This window comes from Nocardia colli (assembly GCF_008704205.1).
Classification (GTDB): domain Bacteria; phylum Actinomycetota; class Actinomycetes; order Mycobacteriales; family Mycobacteriaceae; genus Nocardia; species Nocardia colli.
Window position 1 is genome coordinate 14,611 of record NZ_VXLC01000016.1, and the last position, 16,965, is coordinate 31,575.

The 16,965-nt window shown below is 66.1% G+C and carries 19 protein-coding genes and 1 pseudogene; 12 read left to right on the forward strand and 8 right to left on the reverse strand.

The window, feature by feature from the left end; genetic code table 11:
• Nucleotides 1-9: 9 nt before the first annotated feature.
• Together mgtE and mraY are read left to right on the forward strand one after the other, a co-directional pair.
• Entirely contained in the window at nt 10-1,368 is a 1,359-nt protein-coding gene (mgtE, locus tag F3087_RS29510; RefSeq protein WP_150405362.1) for a magnesium transporter, read from the forward strand.
• Between the two features lie 248 nt (nt 1,369-1,616).
• Nucleotides 1,617-2,693 carry a phospho-N-acetylmuramoyl-pentapeptide-transferase gene (mraY, locus tag F3087_RS29515; protein ID WP_150405363.1) on the forward strand — a complete coding sequence of 359 codons (1,077 nt, stop codon included), beginning with the start codon at nt 1,617-1,619 and terminating at the stop codon, nt 2,691-2,693.
• A 27-nt stretch (nt 2,694-2,720) separates the two neighbouring features.
• Here mraY and F3087_RS29520 read toward each other — a convergent pair whose 3' ends face one another.
• Nucleotides 2,721-4,886 (reverse strand): CocE/NonD family hydrolase, encoded by a 2,166-nt coding sequence (locus F3087_RS29520; protein ID WP_223885444.1) that lies wholly within the window; start codon nt 4,884-4,886, stop codon nt 2,721-2,723.
• A 151-nt stretch (nt 4,887-5,037) separates the two neighbouring features.
• On the opposite strand from F3087_RS29520, the gene F3087_RS29525 reads away from it, so the two are divergent.
• The gene (locus F3087_RS29525; protein WP_150405364.1) at nt 5,038-6,141 is read left to right on the forward strand and encodes an AraC family transcriptional regulator; all 1,104 of its coding nucleotides are present in this window, start codon (nt 5,038-5,040) and stop codon (nt 6,139-6,141) included.
• Nucleotides 6,142-6,189: 48 nt separating this feature from the next.
• Here F3087_RS29525 and F3087_RS29530 read toward each other — a convergent pair whose 3' ends face one another.
• Complete coding sequence (locus F3087_RS29530; RefSeq protein ID WP_150405365.1) at nt 6,190-6,651, reverse strand: DUF4383 domain-containing protein; 462 nt, start codon at nt 6,649-6,651, stop codon at nt 6,190-6,192.
• A 133-nt stretch (nt 6,652-6,784) separates the two neighbouring features.
• On the opposite strand from F3087_RS29530, the gene F3087_RS29535 reads away from it, so the two are divergent.
• Both F3087_RS29535 and F3087_RS29540 read left to right on the forward strand, forming a co-directional pair.
• Entirely contained in the window at nt 6,785-7,345 is a 561-nt protein-coding gene (locus F3087_RS29535; RefSeq protein WP_150405366.1) for a TetR/AcrR family transcriptional regulator, read from the forward strand.
• A gap of 124 nt (nt 7,346-7,469) precedes the next feature.
• A complete protein-coding gene (locus F3087_RS29540; protein WP_191094205.1) occupies nt 7,470-7,994 on the forward strand; it encodes an RICIN domain-containing protein in 525 nt (174 codons plus the stop codon).
• Between the two features lie 53 nt (nt 7,995-8,047).
• Here F3087_RS29540 and F3087_RS29545 read toward each other — a convergent pair whose 3' ends face one another.
• Complete coding sequence (locus F3087_RS29545) at nt 8,048-8,626, reverse strand: helix-turn-helix domain-containing protein (RefSeq protein ID WP_150405368.1); 579 nt, start codon at nt 8,624-8,626, stop codon at nt 8,048-8,050.
• A gap of 88 nt (nt 8,627-8,714) precedes the next feature.
• Here F3087_RS29545 and F3087_RS29550 point away from each other — a divergent pair, with 88 nt between their 5' ends.
• From F3087_RS29550 to F3087_RS29565, 4 genes are all read left to right on the forward strand, one after another.
• Complete coding sequence (locus F3087_RS29550; RefSeq protein WP_150405369.1) at nt 8,715-9,371, forward strand: class I SAM-dependent methyltransferase; 657 nt, start codon at nt 8,715-8,717, stop codon at nt 9,369-9,371.
• Nucleotides 9,349-9,840, forward strand: a complete 492-nt coding sequence (locus F3087_RS29555) for a DinB family protein (RefSeq protein WP_150405370.1) — start codon at nt 9,349-9,351, stop codon at nt 9,838-9,840. Before F3087_RS29550 ends, F3087_RS29555 begins: the two co-directional genes overlap by 23 nt.
• A gap of 32 nt (nt 9,841-9,872) precedes the next feature.
• Entirely contained in the window at nt 9,873-10,895 is a 1,023-nt protein-coding gene (locus F3087_RS29560) for an alpha/beta fold hydrolase (protein WP_191094206.1), read from the forward strand.
• A 185-nt stretch (nt 10,896-11,080) separates the two neighbouring features.
• Nucleotides 11,081-11,503, forward strand: coding sequence for a hypothetical protein (locus F3087_RS29565; protein ID WP_150405371.1), 423 nt, complete (start codon nt 11,081-11,083; stop codon nt 11,501-11,503).
• 72 nt (nt 11,504-11,575) lie between these two features.
• Here the strand turns inward: F3087_RS29565 and F3087_RS29570 are convergent, their stop codons facing one another.
• Both F3087_RS29570 and F3087_RS29575 read right to left on the reverse strand, forming a co-directional pair.
• The gene (locus F3087_RS29570) at nt 11,576-11,782 is read right to left on the reverse strand and encodes a DUF397 domain-containing protein (RefSeq protein WP_150405372.1); all 207 of its coding nucleotides are present in this window, start codon (nt 11,780-11,782) and stop codon (nt 11,576-11,578) included.
• Nucleotides 11,772-12,689, reverse strand: a complete 918-nt coding sequence (locus F3087_RS29575) for a DUF5753 domain-containing protein (RefSeq protein ID WP_223885445.1) — start codon at nt 12,687-12,689, stop codon at nt 11,772-11,774. Before F3087_RS29575 ends, F3087_RS29570 begins: the two co-directional genes overlap by 11 nt.
• 251 nt (nt 12,690-12,940) lie before the next feature.
• Here F3087_RS29575 and F3087_RS29580 point away from each other — a divergent pair, with 251 nt between their 5' ends.
• Nucleotides 12,941-13,159 carry a hypothetical protein gene (locus F3087_RS29580; protein ID WP_150405373.1) on the forward strand — a complete coding sequence of 73 codons (219 nt, stop codon included), beginning with the start codon at nt 12,941-12,943 and terminating at the stop codon, nt 13,157-13,159.
• 61 nt (nt 13,160-13,220) lie between these two features.
• Here F3087_RS29580 and F3087_RS47190 read toward each other — a convergent pair.
• From F3087_RS47190 to nrdF, 3 genes and pseudogenes are all read right to left on the reverse strand, one after another.
• Nucleotides 13,221-14,071 (reverse strand): annotated as a pseudogene (locus F3087_RS47190) (TIGR03619 family F420-dependent LLM class oxidoreductase).
• 73 nt (nt 14,072-14,144) lie between these two features.
• Nucleotides 14,145-14,516 carry a MerR family transcriptional regulator gene (locus F3087_RS29590; RefSeq protein ID WP_150405374.1) on the reverse strand — a complete coding sequence of 124 codons (372 nt, stop codon included), beginning with the start codon at nt 14,514-14,516 and terminating at the stop codon, nt 14,145-14,147.
• A 105-nt stretch (nt 14,517-14,621) separates the two neighbouring features.
• Nucleotides 14,622-15,584, reverse strand: coding sequence for a class 1b ribonucleoside-diphosphate reductase subunit beta (nrdF, locus tag F3087_RS29595; RefSeq protein WP_150405375.1), 963 nt, complete (start codon nt 15,582-15,584; stop codon nt 14,622-14,624).
• 289 nt (nt 15,585-15,873) lie between these two features.
• On the opposite strand from nrdF, the gene F3087_RS29600 reads away from it, so the two are divergent.
• Together F3087_RS29600 and F3087_RS29605 are read left to right on the forward strand one after the other, a co-directional pair.
• Complete coding sequence (locus F3087_RS29600) at nt 15,874-16,272, forward strand: DUF7144 family membrane protein (RefSeq protein ID WP_150405376.1); 399 nt, start codon at nt 15,874-15,876, stop codon at nt 16,270-16,272.
• A 128-nt stretch (nt 16,273-16,400) separates the two neighbouring features.
• Nucleotides 16,401-16,859, forward strand: a complete 459-nt coding sequence (locus F3087_RS29605) for a hypothetical protein (RefSeq protein ID WP_150405377.1) — start codon at nt 16,401-16,403, stop codon at nt 16,857-16,859.
• The last annotated feature ends 106 nt before the right edge of the window (nt 16,860-16,965 follow it).

The window sequence follows — 16,965 nt, forward strand, 5'->3', positions numbered from 1 at the left end:
GGACATCCCATGTCGCAGATCATCGAAGTACGTCCGTCGCTGTCCGAATCGCTGCAGGACATCGCCGACTGCCACCGGGTCGACGCCGCGCTCGCCTGGCTCGACAACCACCCGCCGCACGTCATCGCCGACCAACTCGCCCGGATGGACGCCGTCCAGGCCGGCATGGCGTTCCGGCTGCTGGACAAGGACTTGGCGCTGGCGGTCTTCGAAGAACTCGAACCGGTGGACCAGCAGCAGATCCTGCAGGGCCTGCGGGACCAGAGCTTCCGCGACCTGATCGAGGGCATGGCCCCCGACGACCGGGCCCGCATGCTGCGCGAAGCGCCCGCGAAGGTCGCCAAGAAGGTGCTCGCCGGGCTGAGCCCGCGCGAACGCCGGATGACCGCCGCGCTGCTCGGCTACCCGGAGGGTTCGGCGGGCCAGTACATGACCCCCGAGGTCGTCGCGCTGCCGCAGAACCTGACCGTCGCCGAGGCGCTGGCCACGGTGCGGGCCAAGGGCGCCAACGCCGAAACCGTCTACACGCTGCCGGTAGTCGACGCGGGCCGGCGGCTGACCGGCATCGTCGAACTGCGCGAACTGGTGCTCAGCAAGCCGGACACGATGATCGCCGAACTGGTCGTCACCGAACCGGTCTGCGCCCGCGCCACCGACTCCGCCGAGAAGGCGGCCCGGCTGATGCGCGAGACCAACGACCTCAACATGCCCGTCGTGGACAGCGAGAACCGGCTCGTCGGCCTGCTCACCATCGACGACGCGGTCGAGGTGATCGAGGCCGCGGACAGCGAGGACGTGGCCAGGCAGGCGGGCTCGGCGCCGTGGGCGGGCCACTACATGGCGGCCGGCGTGTTCCAGCTGGCCCGGTATCGCGCAATGTGGTTGCTGCTGTTGCTGTTTGCCGCGACCCTGACGGTCAGCGTCACCGACATGTTCGAGGGCACGCTGCAACAGGCCGCGCATCTCGCGCTGTTCATTCCGTTGCTCATCGGCGCGGGCGGCAACGCGGGCGCGCAGGCCGCGACGTCCTGTGTGCGGGCGCTCGCCGTCGGCGAGGTGCGGGTCACCGACCTGTTCAAGGTGATCTGGCGCGAGTGCCGGGTCGGCCTGGTGCTCGGATCCATGCTCGCCGCAGCGGGATTGGTGATCGGCGGCCTGTTCGTCGGGCCGCGCGTCGCGGTCGTGGTCGGCATCACCCTGGTGCTGATCTGCGGCTGGGCCGCCACCATCGGCGGCACCATGCCGTTGCTCGCCAAGAAGCTCCGGATCGATCCCGCGGTCGTGTCCGCGCCGATGGTCACCACCCTCGTGGATGCCACCGGGCTGATCATCTACTTCACCACCGCGAAGCTGGTTCTCGGCATCTGAGCCGACGCCACTGCCGCGGCCGCCCTCCGGGAACGGCCGCGGCAGTGCTGTTTAGCGGAACTACACGACACCGCATGAATCACTTCGGCTTGCTAACGTCGGGGCAATTCGCGAGGACGATGGTTGGTTGGTGGATGGGCAGCGGTGCGGACAGACGTCGGGAACAGATCGACCCGGGCAGTGAAAAGGTGCCTGTGCGTTGATGTTTCAATTACCCGACTTTCCGATGACGGCCGCGTGAGGGGCGAATGAGACAGATCTTGTTCTCGGCGATGATCGCGCTGGTGGTCTCCATCACCCTGACGCCATTGCTGATCAAACTCTTCACCAGGCGAAAGGTCGGCCAGGAGATCCGGTCTGACGGACCGGCCAGCCACCAGGCCAAGCGGGGCACACCCACGATGGGCGGCATCGCGATCCTGATCGGCATGTGGGCCGGGTATCTGGGAGCACATCTGCTCGGCGCCCGGCACGACGCGGAGGGGGTGTCCGCGTCCGGGCTGCTCGTCCTCGGCTTGGCCACGGCACTGGGCATCGTCGGCTTCCTCGACGACTTCATCAAGATCCGCAAGCGGCGCAATCTCGGCCTGACCGCGACCGGTAAATACATCGGCCAGCTCGCCGCCGCGATCGTCTTCGGCATCCTCGCCTTGCGTTTCCCGGCCAGCACCGGGCTGACGCCGGGCAGCCGGCACATGTCCTACGTCCGGGACGTGGAGACCGTGTCGTTCGGGTTGATCGGGTTCCTGCTCGTCGTCAGCTTTCTGGTGGTGGCCTGGTCCAACGCGGTGAACATCACCGACGGACTCGACGGACTCGCCGCCGGGTCGATGAGTTTCGCGCTCGGCGCCTACGTGATCATCACCTTCTGGCAGTACACCAACGCCTGCGCGGTGACCCCGGGCGCCGGTTGCTACGACGTCCGCGACCCGCTCGATCTCGCTGTGGTCTGCGCGTCCGGTGCGGGCGCCTGCATCGGATTCCTCTGGTGGAACGCGGCTCCCGCCAAGATCTTCATGGGCGACACCGGTTCGCTGGCGCTCGGCGGATTGCTCGCCGGCCTGTCGGTCACCACCCGCACCGAACTGCTCACCGCGGTCGTCGGCGCGCTGTTCTTCGCCGAGATCCTCTCGGTGCTGCTCCAGATCGTCGTCTTCCGCACCACCCGCAACCGGCTGTTCAAAATGGCCCCCTTCCATCACCATTTCGAACTCAGCAAGTGGGCCGAAACCACCGTCATCATCCGCTTCTGGCTGCTGGCGGGTATCTCCTCCGCGGTCGGCCTGATGCTGTTCTACGGCGAATACCTCGCCGCCATCGGCTGATCGACGGCGGCGAGGCGGGCTAGACCGTCACTCCGGGATGGCGACGCTGAGCGGGATGTTCAACCAGCTCGGCCGCTCCGGATCGAGCCGCAGGTGCTGCGGTGCGAGTTGGCTGTCGGCCAGAACCGGCATGGGCGGCAACCCTTTCGGGAGATTGCTGGCGTAGATATCGACGCGAAGCCGGTGCCCGGGTTGCAGCACCGCGTCGGTCGGATCGACGCCGATGTCCAAGGCCAGCGGCTCTCCGGGCGTGACGAGTTCGCGCCGGTCGAGGTCGAGGTAGTACTCGGGATCGATGTAATCGCCGTTGGGTGACCGGGTGCTCCTGGTGTCGTCGATCTGGCGCAGCGACGAAACCAGCTGTCCGGCACTGATTTCGCGCGAGCGGCCGTCGGGGAAGACGTCGTTGACGGTGACCACCCAGTAGCCGTCCGGATGGTCGAGGACGGTGTTGAGGTGGGCATTGATCGGGCCGGAGATCACCGTCGGTTCGGTCACCGGGTTGCTGGTGAAGGTGAGCCCGTTGAGTTCCCAGATCCGCGAATCCTGGTCGCAGGCCATGATGACGGACGGAACGCCCGCCCAGATGCGGGAGGTGTCGCGCGAGCACAGGCTCAGCAGGCCGGGTGCGACGGTCAGATCGGTGACGCCGGCTTGCCCGGGTGTGGCCGACAGGCTGCCGTCGTATTGCGCGTTCGTGGTGCCGGAATGGCGATCCTCGAGATACATCCGTCGATGTGTGCTTTGGGTGCGCGGAAACGATGGTGCCGAAGTCCATTGACCGCCTTGCTGTTTCAGGGTGATCGGATTGAACTTGTCGATCCCGTTGTCGATTCCCTTGAGCCACTTGTCGAACCACGCCCGCTGCAACACATCCAGGCGTGGCGGCATGCCGCTGTGCCCGAATCCGGCGAGACCGCCGCCCGAGTGGAATCCCTCGCCGACGATCAGCTTCTTGCGCTCCAGGGTCTGCGCGAGCTCGTTGTACGTTTCGGTCGGTGTGCTGCCGAAGACATCCCACCAGGCGCTGACCATGAAGGTCGGCGCAGCGATCTGGCTCATGTTCGCCTGCAACCCTTTTCGCCGATCCGAGTCCGGCTCGAGCAGGGCGCGGGTCTTCGGCGTGAGCTGACCGGTGTCCATCGCGGTGAACGCGTTGGCGACCACGTCCATGAAGGTGAGCGGGTCGGCCAGCCGGTCCTGGAACCAGCGCAGCTGCTGCGCCGGGTCGAATCGGCCGGCGATGATCGCCTCGACGTCCGGCGCGAACTTGGCCAGGTTCACCGCCAGCGGCCAGAACGCGGCGAAGCCGAATCCCACCGCGCCACCGGGGATCACGATGTCGTCCACCAGGTCGCCGCTGGCGATGTAGCTGAACACGGCCTTGATCGCGGGGTTGCCCCGGTCGGCGGCGCGCAGCCCGGCGATGCCGGTGGCGGAGGTGCCTTTCACCCCGACGGACCCGTCGCTCCACGACTGCCGGGTGATCCAGTCGATCACCTCGGCGGCGTCGTCGCGTTCCTTGCCGCCGAACAGCTGCCACTGTCCCTCGGAACTCCCGGTGCCGCGAATGTCGACATGCACCAGGTTGTAGCCGCCCTTGACCAGGTCGAAGTTGTGCGCGGCGGTCTGGAGCAGGCCGGCATCGAGTTGCCTGCTGAAATCGGTCAGGCCCTCCAGCCCGGAGCCCGGCGGCGCACCGACGGAGGCCAAGGCGGGCAGGAGCACGTCCTCGATGCCCGGGATCTGCAAGAGCGCGGAGGCCAGGTTGACCGCCATCTTGTTGTAGGTCTCGAATTCGACGATGGTCGGCAGCTTTTCGCCGGTCGCCCGTCCGTCGTTGCCGGGACGCTGGACATCGAGCTTGATCACGGTGCCGTCGCTCATGGTGACCGGTATCGCGAGATCGGAGAGGATACCGGAGTACGGCTGCGGCCCGTCGACCGCGGCCGTCCAAGCCGGCGCGTACTGCCCGCCGTCGATATCGGTGAACCCGTCCGGTGGCTCGGCCGTAGCCAGTGGGGTGAGGAAGGGCGCGCAGGTGATGACCGCGACGATCATCGTCGCTAGTGGGGCGAACCGCTTCGTTCTGGCGCGCAAGCTCATCTCGATCCGTTCCAAGTCGACGTTGAATCCCGGTGCTGGATCGCTGGTCTGCGCGGTCGCACGCCGTGACCCGATCTCGAGCCGCATGAGTATGTCCGGGTCGGCGGGGCGTGGAATTGCTCTGTGGCGACAAAGTTTTATCTTCCGCCGACAGCACCGGCTCCGCTACGCTCCAGCAATCGGGTCCGCCGGCCTCCTGCTGAGGTCGGCGACTCGGTCGGACCTAGGGGAGTCAGCGATGATGGTTATGACACGGGCCGCTGCCCTGCGCGGCTACCAGACGCTCGTCGATGAGCTCGGCGGCGACGGCGCGGGCCTGCTCGAGCGCCTCGGCATCGAGGCCGCCGGGGTCGACAGCGACGACGCCGTGATCTCCAGCGAAGCGGTGGGCTGGGCGCTGGAGCTGGCCGCGGCCGAACTCGGCTGTCCCGACTTCGGCTTGCGGCTCTCCGGTCGTCAGGCCGACACCGTGATCGGACCGCTGGCGGTCGCGCTCGCCAATGCGGCGACGGTCGGCGCGGCCATCGACTGCGCGTCGCGCTTCCTGTTCACTCAGCACACCGGTATTTCCCTCGCGCTGATCGACGATGCCCGGCCGGGCATCGTCGCGATCAACTTCCGCGATCCGGCCGAGTCCAACGGATTCGCCCAGGGCATCGATCTCGCTGCCGGGACCATCCATCGGATGCTGAGCCAAGCCGTCGACGGCGACTACGGCTTACGTTCGGTCCACCTGCCCCATCCACCGCTCGCGCCGGCCGCGCGCTACGCCGAATTCTTCGGCGCCGAAGTGCGATTCGACGCCGATACCACGCTGCTGCGGATTCCGGCGGAGTTGCTCGCGCGGCCGACCGTGGGCGGCGACGCCACCGTGTACACGATGGCCGTGCACTTCCTGACCGAAAAGTGCTCGGAGCCGGGTAACTCGATGGCGACCAAGGTCCGGGTCGCGATCGACGGATTGATCACCCGGGGCAGACCCGACATCGAGGCGGTCGCACGCACGCTGTCCATCCATGAGCGCACGCTGCAACGTGCGCTCGCGGGCGAGGGGACGACGTTCACCGAAGTCCTCGACGGCGCCCGCCGGGATGCCGCGCGTCGGTTGCTGTGCGAGACCGACATGCCGATGTCCCAGATCACCACGCTGATCGGCCTGCGTGAACAATCCGCATTCACCCGCGCCGCGCGCCGCTGGTTCGGCGCGACCCCGCAGCAGATCCGCCGCGCCGCCCACGACCGGCGCGGCGGTGCGGCGCGAGTCACGGTGCGGCGCAAGGGCGATGTCGTCGCGCTGACGAACAAGCCGGGCGTCCGGCCGGAGCCCGTCGCGCACGCTTGACCGTGTCGCCGAGACGCATCGTGGCACCAGAGCTTCGGATGTGCTGGGTCAGCCGCGTCGTGCGGCGAGCGCGGTCGCGCCGCCGGCGATCAGGATGAGGCTGCCCTCGATGGTGTGCACGATATTGCCGAAGGTGTCGACCGCCATCATGTGCAGGACGTGGTCGCCGCCGGTGAAGCCCAGCGCGGCGACGAGTAGGTAGAACGGGCCGCAGGTCCAGGTGTAGCCGGCGGCGCGGGCGCGAACGGGCGCGACGGCGAGCCCGGCCAGGCCGGTGAGCAGGTGGAACAGCGCGTGCCAGCCGTTGACGGTGACCGGGATGAAGCCGAGGAACTGGATCGTGCACGAATGCATGCTGCCGCCGAACGCCATGTCCGGATAGATGCCGAAGGCGATCACACCGTTGGTGGTGAACCAGGCCCCGGCCAGGAAAACGAAGAACTGCAACGGGGTTTCCAGCACGGCGGTGACATAGCGCAGGACCAGCAGACGGAAGGCGGCGAACGACACGGGGCGGTCCTCTCGGTCGGGTGTCCGGGAGTGCCGCGCACGCCCGCATTTCTAAGCCAGTCGTCCTAGAAAGTGGTTGTGAGTATGTTCTAGGACTACTGTCTTAGTCAATGGCCGAATCGGGAGGCAGCTAGTGGCGAAGGACACCCGGGCGCGGATGATCCGGCACGCGACGTTGCTGTTTCGCGGGCAGGGCTACGCCGCGACCGGCTTCCGCGAGGTGGTGGCGAAGGCCGGGACGCACCGCGGCGTCATCTATCACCACTTCCCGCGTGGCAAGACCGAACTGGCCGAAGAGGTCTTGGCGTTCATCGATGGTGTGGTCGGCCCGGCCATCGAAGCGGTGTGCGCGACCCAAGCGCCCATCCCCGCGATGCACGCGATCCTGGGCGGCGCGAAGCTGGCCATGACCGGGGGCGGTCATCCGCCGGGCTGCCCGGTCGCTGCCGTCGCGCTCGGCGCGGGCCCCGACGACGCCGAGTTGCTCGCCGCCGCCGGTGCGATCTTCCGGCGATGGGCGCGCCCCTTCCAGGAATGCTTGCAGCGCAACGGAATCGACGAGGCAGACGCCGCGAATCTGGCGACTCTGCTCATCGCCGGGCTCGAAGGCGCGCTCGTCCTGTGCCGGACCGAGGGCAACACCGATCCGTTGGACCGGGTCGCCGCCGGATTGGAACTGGCACTGCAGGCGTGAGGACCCTATGGGGTGATTTCCGCACCCTCCGGCGGCCATCTGGCCTCCTCAGGGTGCCTATCTGGTCGGTCGCGTTTGCTCGAACATTGGTTCGGCAGGCACCTTCCACCAGAGAGATCCGACCTTGACACACTTCATCAGCCGCACCGCAGCAGGATTGTTCTTCGGCGCCCTCACCGCCGTCGCCGCCGTCGTTCCCGCCACCGCGCACGCCGCGCAGCCGGACGACATCGTCACGATCCAGCAGGTGTCGAGTGGTCGCTACCTCGACGCCTGGAACGACGGGACGCACGACTACAACGTGGTCACTCGGCCGAAGCAAGGCGACACCAGCCAGCAGTGGCGCATCCACTGGGACGACAGCGGCACCGGCACCGGCACGGTGCAGCAGGTGAGCAGCAAACGCTACCTGGACGCCCACGAGATCGAGTCCCTCGACTACCACCTGGTCACTCGGCCCGCCCAGAACAACTCCACGCAGGTGTGGCACTTCAATTCCCTCGGCGGCGGGAAGTACACGATCCAGCAGGCGTCCAACAATCGGTACGTGGACGCGCACGAGTACGACGCGAAGGACTACGGGGTGGTGAGTCGTCCGGCGCAGAACAATCCGACGCAGCAGTTCGTGCTGGTGGTCGTCGGCCACTGAGATCGCCGCTGCGCCGCCGCATCTCCCCTCGGGTGCGGCGGCACAGTCGTGTGTCAGGACTTGGTGGGGTGCACGTGTGACCGCACGCCTTGCAACCCGAACAGGATGAGCAGTTCGACCGCTTTCCCGTCGGCGCTGCCGAGCCAGTGCGGCAGGGACGTGTCGAATTCGGCGGCTTCGCCGGGCGGCAGGATCAGGTCGCGCTCGCCGAGCACCAGCCGCAGGCGGCCGTTGAGCACATATAGCCATTCGAAGCCGTCGTGGGTCTGCGGCGTCGGTTCGAGCGGTTCCGGGACGGCCGGGATCATCATCTTGAACGCCTGCGTGCCGCCCGGTCGCCGGGACAGCGGGATGAAGACCATCCCGTAGCGGCGGATCGGTTTCAGGTGGATGCGCGGGTCGCCGGTGCGCGGGGCGCCGACGAGATCGTCCAGCGGGACGTCGTAGGTGCGGGCCAGCGGCAGCAGGAGTTCCAGGGTCGCGCGGCGCTGACCACTCTCCAGGCGGGAGAGGGTGCTCTCCGATACGCCGGTCGTCGCGGCGAGGTCGGCGAGGGTGATGCCGCGGTCGCGGCGCAGCGCGCGCAGTCGTGGTCCGACCACATCGAGCACGTCTTCGGTTTCCCGGTCCATCGGACCATCTTGCCGGAACCGCAATTTTTCGTGCCAGATCGAGGTGTGGCTGGCGAGACTGAACGGGTCTCGACAGTAAGGAGTCTCGATGAGCAGCACCGATGCGGTCGCGTTCTGGGACGGTGTCTACGCGGGCCGTCCGGCCGCCACCGATCCGCGGCCGAATGTCCGTCTTGCTGAGCTGGTTTCGGGTTTGCCGACCGGCGATGTGCTGGATCTCGGGTGCGGTGACGGGGGCGATGCGCTGTGGTTGGCCGGTCAGGGATGGAAGGTTGTCGCCGTTGACATCTCGGCCGTTGCGGTCGCGCGGCTGACCGGTCTTGCTGACGCCCGTGGCCTGGGTGAACTGGTCGGCGCCGAGCAGCATGACCTGCACAAGTCGTTCCCTCAGGGACAGTTCGACCTGGTCAGTGCCCAATATCTGCACACCGCGTTCGACCTGGACCGGGCGACCGTCCTGCGCGCGGCGGCGCACGCGTTGCGTCCGGGTGGGCGGTTGCTGGTCGTGGACCATGGTTCGACCGCGCCGTGGTCCTGGAACCAGGATCCCGACCTGCGGTATCCGAGTCCGCGGGAGATCGCCGCGGGTATCGATCTGGATCCGTCGGAGTGGCTGGTCGAACGGGCCGACGCGCCCCGCCGGATCGCGACGGGGCCTGGCGGGCGCACCGCCGAGGTCACCGATCACGTCCTGCTCATCCGCCGCGGCATCGGAGGTGACCATGCCGGCCACCTCGCGCCGTAAGCGCCGTGATGCTCCGCCGCCGCGGACCGGGAGCAGCGAGATCGACACTCTCCGTGGGTTTCTCGACTACCTCCGGGACTCGATCGCCGCGAAGGTCGACGGCGCTCCCGAACCGCAAGTGCGAACCGCCGCAGTGCCGTCGGGTACGAACCTGCTCGGTCTGCTGAATCACCTGACGTTCGTCGAGCGCTCGATGTTCCTGGGGGACAACGTGACCGACTGGCAGGCGACGTTTCGAGCAGCGCCGACCGACTCCGTGGCCGATGTCGTCGCCCGTTATCGGGAAGCGGTCGACCGAGCGAACGAGGTCCTCGATAGCTGCACCGATCTCACCGCACCCATCCCGCGACCGGGACGCCCTGCGCCCAGCGTCCGCTGGGCTCTCGCCCACATGATCGAGGAGACCGGCCGGCATGCCGGTCACGCCGACATCATCCGTGAGCTGATCGACGGCGCGACCGGGCGCTGAACCCCCAATCACCCTCTCCAGGAGAGAATTCCATGCGCACCGCACTACAGCCGCGCCAGTTTCGCCGATCCGCGCAAGCGATGGCGACCGTCGCGCTCACCCTCCTGCTCGCGGTCGGCGCCGGAGCCTGCGCCACGACGACCGCCGCCGAGGTTTCCGCCTACGCCGCCGCCACCCAAGGCGACTCGAAGTTCGAGCAGACCTTCGAGCACGAGTTCGCCGACGTCGACGGCGTCCGGATGCACTATGTGAAGGGCGGCACCGGCACGCCGGTGGTGCTGATCCACGGCTGGCCGCAAACCTGGTTCGGCTGGTGGCCGATCATGCCCGCGCTCGCCGAACAGCACACCGTCTACGCCGTAGATCTCCCCGGTCTCGGCGACAGCACCGGCTCACCGACCGGCTACGACAAGGCCACGCTGGCCCGCTACGTGCACACCCTGATCGCCGACCGTCTCGGCATCCGTGACGCCCGCGTCATCGGGCACGACTTCGGCGCTGCGGTGGCCTTCCAATACGCCGCCCAGTTCCCCGCGGATACGGCACGCCTCGGGTACCTGGATCTGCCCCTGCCCGGCCCGGCGATCGACGCGTCCACCTATCGGACCCTGAGCTGGCACATCGCCTTTCACGCTCAACCGCGGGTTCCCGAGGCGGTGGTCAGTGACGACGTCCGCGACTACCTGGCCCTGTTCTACCCCCAGGTCTCCTACGGCGGAACAGCTTTCGGCGGCACCTCGGACCACTCCCCGTTCACCGACACCGAAATAACCGAGTACGCCCGCACCTACAGCCGCCCCGAAGCCCTCACCGGCGGCTTCAACCTCTACCGCACCCTCGACAAAGACGTCACCGACACCATCGCGGTCGCCCCGACATCCGTCCCGACGCTGCTCATGGCCGCCCAAGGGCAGGTCGCTGCGATCCAGGCCACCGCCGCCCCGCGAATGACCAATATCGTCCGCGCAGTGGACGTTCCGCACGCCGGTCACTGGCTGGTCGAGGAAAACCCTCAGTTCGTCACCGACGAACTACTGAGGTTCCTGAACGGATAGCCGGGTTCCTGAATGGACGGGCGGGTTCCAGAGTGGACTGCCGGGTTCCTAACTGGACAGCCAGTTTTCGGCAATTCGCGTGATTTCCCGAATCTCTCGCCCAGACCGCCCGGTGGTGTCGGTGCGCGAGGATACGATCTGTCCGAACATCACGATGCGGTAACGGACGAGGGGAGGCTCGACCCATGGGTAGCAGCGGGAAGTCTTTGGAAGAGCGGGTGCACGAGCTGGAGATCTGGCGAGATCAGCAGATCACGCGCGATACTGTCACGGTGACCCGATTCGAGGACGAGTTCGGCGCCGTGCACTCGAGGTTGGATGACCTCGATGCCGGTATGGCCGGGATCCGCGCGAGCATCGGCGACCTCGATGGTCGGTCGGTGGCGTCGCGGTTGATCTCCATGAGTGTCGACATCGGCAACCTGGCAACCAGTCAGGAGTTGTTGAGCTGTCGTATGTCGACGGTGGAGTCGGATATCGGCACCATGAAGTTGGACATCGGCGGCATGAAGTTGGACATCGACGGCTTGAAGTCGGATGTCGGCGGCATGAAGTCGGATATCGCCCAGATCCTGGGCATCTTGCGGAAGCCCAACGGCAGCAGGTAGTTCGAGCGGGCAGATGGGTAGATAGAAGTGAGACCCCCACGGGTAGTGGGGGTCTCACGTATTCAATGGGTGTTAGGGGCGGTTGAACTCACCGTCGGTGACGCCTGCGGTGAAGGCGTCCCATTCTCCGGGGGTGAAGACCAGAGCTGGGCCGGTGGGGTTTTTGGAGTCGCGGACTCCGACCATGCCGCCGTCGAGATGTGCTATCTCGACGCAGTCTTTCGTGCCACTACTGCGCGTGCTCTTGAACCACCGTGCCTCGGTCAGGTCAACATTCATTTGTGTACTCCTTTGCAATATCGAGAATGAGTGCCTGGCTCTCCCTGTCACCAAGCGCCAGGCGTTTGATTTCCGTACATGCGTTACGATACGCGATGATCTCCTCTGAGCGCTCCAAATACATATCTCCGGTGAATCCTTGTACGTAGACCACGGGAGGCTCGGTTAGATATGCCGTCGAGTGCGGCGGGAACTCCAAAATTACGAACATTCCAACCAGTAGGCCTTGATAGAAGCCGGCCGTTGCGGGAACCACTCGCACTGAGACATTCGCGAGTTGCGTGACCTCGGCCAATTGATGCAACTGGCCTACCATGACGTCTGCACCACCGGTTCGGCGACGCAGCGCGGACTCGTCTATGAATGCATCGAGAGTGATTGGTTTGATGCCGGTCAGTCGAGCTTGCCGTTGGGTTCCAATCTGTACCGCGGTCTCAGCTTCTTCTGGCGACATGGTCGGGTATGCGGTCCAGATCAATGCTCGGCGGTATTCGGCGGTCTGCAACAGCCCCGGTATGAGCGCCGTTTGATACGAAACCACGTGGTGGGCGGCGTCTTCCAAGCTGACGAACAGCCCGAAGCTCTTGGGGATCGCGCTGTCGAACGCATGCCACCACCCCTTGGATTTCGTTTCCTCGGTGAGCGTCAACAGCACCTGCGTCAGCTCCGTCGACGCGTCATAGATCTCGCACAGCCGCTTGATGAACAACGGGTTCAATCTGATCGGGATCCCGTTCTCCATCCGCCAGAATGTCTGTTTGCTGACGCCGATCGCGCTGCGTGCGGCTTCCGCGCTCACACTCGCCGCTTCGCGGGCTCGGCGGAGCTCGCGGGCCAGTAGCCTGCGGGGAAGGGTCGAACCAGTTGTCATGGCTGCATCTCCGAAGGTCGCTAACGATGAGTTCATTCTGGAACCTCTGTATGGCAGCAACTTTGGAACCTTCCCGAATATTCGCCTGGCTCCGCCCCGGAAGGGTTCCGTCGGTGTGGCTGCGATGGTGCACTTGTATGTCCGGACCGCCGAACCGAATCGGCTTCCGGGGACATACAACCAGCTGACTGTAATGGAAGTTCGCCGATTGACCGAATTGCTCGGAAATGCACTACAACAGGAACATTCCAGAATGGAGTTCCCTTTTCGGAAGGGTGTTATTGAAAATGGATGAGGATTTGAAATGGCAGCTGGATGCCATGGAGAATCGGGACGCCCACCTGGAGTTCGGACTGTCGGTGCTCGCGGATCGAGCGCGGACGATCGATGAGCGACTGCGCTCGCTGGAGCGCGTGGTCGGTGCCGTCCGGTTCGATGTGGGCGGACTCGCGGCCGACAGTGGGGAGGTGCTGCGCCTGCTCCGAAAGGTCTTCGGCGAGGAGTAATTCGGCGGGCGACCCGCATGCGGGCCCCGGCACTGAAGGGAGTGCCGGGGCCCCGGGTAGATCAGTCGCCGAGGCCGAATCGTTCGGCGAAGCGGGACATCTCGTCGAACTGGTCCTCGGGATCGATGCTGCCGATGACGATCCGGGTCACCCCTTCGGCGGCCAGTCCGGCGACGCGCTCGGCGGGCATGTCGATCGATCCCCAGCGGGTGTATTCGAGCGCGTCCGGATCACGGCCTGCGGCAACGGCTTCCGAACGGGCGAGGTCGAGTTGAGCGGCGCGTTCGGCAGGGCCGAGCATCCCGCCGGGGAAGTAGCCGTCGCCACGTCGGCCGGCTCGGCGGGCGGCGGCTCGGCTGGAGCCGCCGACGTGGATCGGCAGCTGCGGCACGCCAACGGGTTTCGGGAAGCTGACCAGCGAGTCGAAGGCGAAGAACTCGCCGTCGAAGCTGACCCCTCCGCATCGCCGGACCACAGCAGTCGCAGCACGTCGATCGCTTCGTCGGTGCGCCGCCCGCGGGTGGCGAAGTCGACGCCCGTCGCCGTCGCTTCGCCCGGCAGCGTGCCCAACCCGACGGTCAGCAACCGCATCCGCCCGCGCGAGAGCACATCGATGGTCGCGAGACGTTTGGCCAGCAGCACCGGGTGCCGGTAGGGCAGCAGCAGCACGCCGGTGCCGAGCAGGAGCCGCTGGGTTGCCGCGGCGACGAAACTCAGGCAGTCCAGCGGATCGGGATAGGGGAGTGTGGCAGGCATCTCGAAGTTGCCGACCTTCGCACCCGGATACAGCGCGATGTGATCCGGGAGATACAGCCCCTCGAATCCGCAGGCCTCCGCATGCTGGGCGAAGGCGATGATCCGGTCCGGGTCGGCCCCGTAGAACGGTGTGCTGTAACTGATCGCAAACTTCATCGGTGTTCCTCGGCTGACGTGGGCAGCGACGATCGCGCAACCGGCCCATCGAGACCGGTTGCCGGACAGGAGGTCAGGAGAACTGGCAGGCAGGCGGCTGCTCGGCGCCGGCGATCCGGTCCTGCAATTGCCCCCGCAACGCGGCCAGCCGGGTGAGTGCGTCGTCCACCTCGTCGAGCTTGCGCCGCAGCACCGCGACCGAGTCCGGGCACACATCCCCGGAGCTGTGGCCGGCCCGCAGGCAGGTGATGAAGGGGTGGATGTCGTCCAAGGCGAAGCCGTCCGCGAGCAACGTCCGAATCTTGCGCACCACCGGTAGTTCCGTCGCGTCGTAGACCCGATATCCGTTGGTGGAGCGGCTCGCCCGCACCAGCCCGTGCTGCTCGTAGTACCGCAGGGTGCGGGTACTCGTGCCGGCCTGTTGCGCCAGCTCACCGATCAGCATCCGACCTCCTCCGAGCGACCGTCACGGCCACGCTAAACGTTGTCGCCGGTGTCAACGCAAGACGGCGGCGGAAGAATCCGCCGCCGTCTCAGCCGAGAGGTTCGCTCAGAACTCCCAGTCTTCGTCTTCGGTGTTCACGGCCTTGCCGATCACGTAGCTCGAACCCGACCCGGAGAAGAAGTCGTGGTTCTCGTCCGCGTTCGGTGAAAGCGCCGACAGGATGGCCGGATTCACCTCGGTCTCGTCCTTCGGGAACAGGCCCTCGTAGCCGAGGTTCATCAGCGCCTTGTTCGCGTTGTAGCGCAGGAACTTCTTGACGTCCTCGGTGAGGCCGACCTCGTCGTAGAGGTCCTGGGTGTATTCGACCTCGTTGTCGTACAGCTCGAACAGCAGCTCGAAGGTGTAGTTCTTCAGCTCCTCGCGCTCGGCCTCGCTGACCAGCTCCAAGCCCTTCTGGTACTTGTAGCCGATGTAGTAGCCGTGCACGGCCTCGTCGCGGATGATCAACCGGATCAGGTCGGCGGTGTTGGTGAGCTTGGCCCGCGACGACCAGTACATCGGCAGGTAGAAGCCCGAGTAGAAGAGGAAGCTCTCCAGCAGCGTCGAGGCCACCTTGCGCTTGAGCGGATCGTCGCCGTTGTAGTAGTCCAGCACGATCTCGGCTTTGCGCTGCAGGTTGCGGTTCTCCTCCGACCAGCGGAACGCGTCGTCGATCTCCCTGGTGGAGCACAGCGTGGAGAAGATCGAGCTGTAGCTCTTCGCGTGCACCGATTCCATGAACGCGATGTTGGTGTACACCGCCTCCTCGTGCGGGGTCAGCGCGTCCGGGATCAGGCTCACCGCGCCGACCGTGCCCTGGATGGTGTCCAGCAGCGTGAGGCCGGTGAAGACCCGCATGGTCAGCTGCTTCTCATCGGCGGTCAACGTGCCCCACGAGGGGATGTCGTTGGACACCGGAACCTTCTCGGGCAGCCAGAAGTTGCCGGTCAGCCGGTCCCAGACCTCGGCATCCTTCTCGTCGGGCACCCGATTCCAGTTGATGGCCGATACCCGATCGATCAGTTTCATCCTGCCTCCACACCTTTCCCGAGCCCGCTGCCGTGACGGATCTTCTCTCCCCGGGACACTACTCCTTGGGGGTGACAAGTCCGTGCAGCACAACACCTTGTGTCGCAGCGATGCATGTCACCGAGGCGAGAAACGCCGGGAGCCATCGCGTGCGGCCCCCATTCTGCGCCACGATCGCCCGAACAGCCACATCGGTGCGGGCGCGCCGCGCGAGATCGCCGAATGTTTGCTTGATCAGCCGCTACGTTGGGCCGAAAGGTGTACCCGCGTCTCGGAAGGAGTGTGTCTCATGACCAGTCCCGGACCCGTCCGGACCGGCCCGGTGCTCAACGACATGACCATCTTCGCCGGCGTCCTCATCCTCATCACCGGCCTGCTGCACCTATTGACCGCGATTGCCGCCATCGCGGGCCGCGACATCTTCGTCGTCACCAAGGACCAGGTCTTCCTGGTCGACGTTACCGCCTGGGGCTGGATCCACCTCGCGATCGCCGCCCTCGTCCTGATCGCCGGCTTCGCCATAGTCACCGGCAAAACCTGGGGCTACCTGGCCGGCATCGTGATGGCCGCGATCAGCATCCTCGACAACTTCCTCTTCGCCCCCATCTACCCCTTCTGGTCCCTCGTCATCATCGCCATCGACATCCTCATCATCTGGGCCCTCGCCCGCCAGTTCGCCATCCAGTAACCCGAACCCTCGGCCCCGGCAAGGCCTTTGACCTGCCGGGGCCGAGTCGTGTTCCTACCCCCGTGACGTGGCACGCCGCGCGGCGCTGGAGACTTGGCAAGACTTCTGAAAAAGTTCAGAATAGAGCCATGGTTACTGAGGTGCAGTGGAGCGAGCTACAACGCGACCCCAAGGCGGTCGCCAAGCTGGCCGATCAGGGCGACGTCCGGGTGCGGCGTCGTGATGGTGCGCCTTTGTTGCTGATTCGGGAAGACCGTGCTCAGGAGACGTCCGAAGGTTCGATCACCGCCGCACGCGCGCTGCGTAACGTACTGATTCACTTGCCTGCCGATATCGCGGCGCGTGCCCTGCTGGACGAGTTTCCGTGGGTCGACGTGCTTCCGCTGGAAGCCCAAGCACGGTTCGTCAAAGACTTTGCCCGTGCTTTCCAGGCCTCGGCGGAGCTGGGCCAGTGGTCCGTGCTCGCGCAGGCAATCGTGGAATGGCGAAGCACCGCGGCGATTTACGCCGACCCGGTCCTCGCTGAGCAACTGTCCGGTCCGTTGGACGACGACTTCGGTCCGGTGACCGAACCAGTGGGGGATTGAAGATGCCGGCCAAGCGGGGTGATCGGGTCGCGCCACCTGCGCGGCCAGGTGGGTGGGAGGCGCGTTTCGCGACCTCGGAAGCCGCGAAGGGGTGGGAAGACCTATG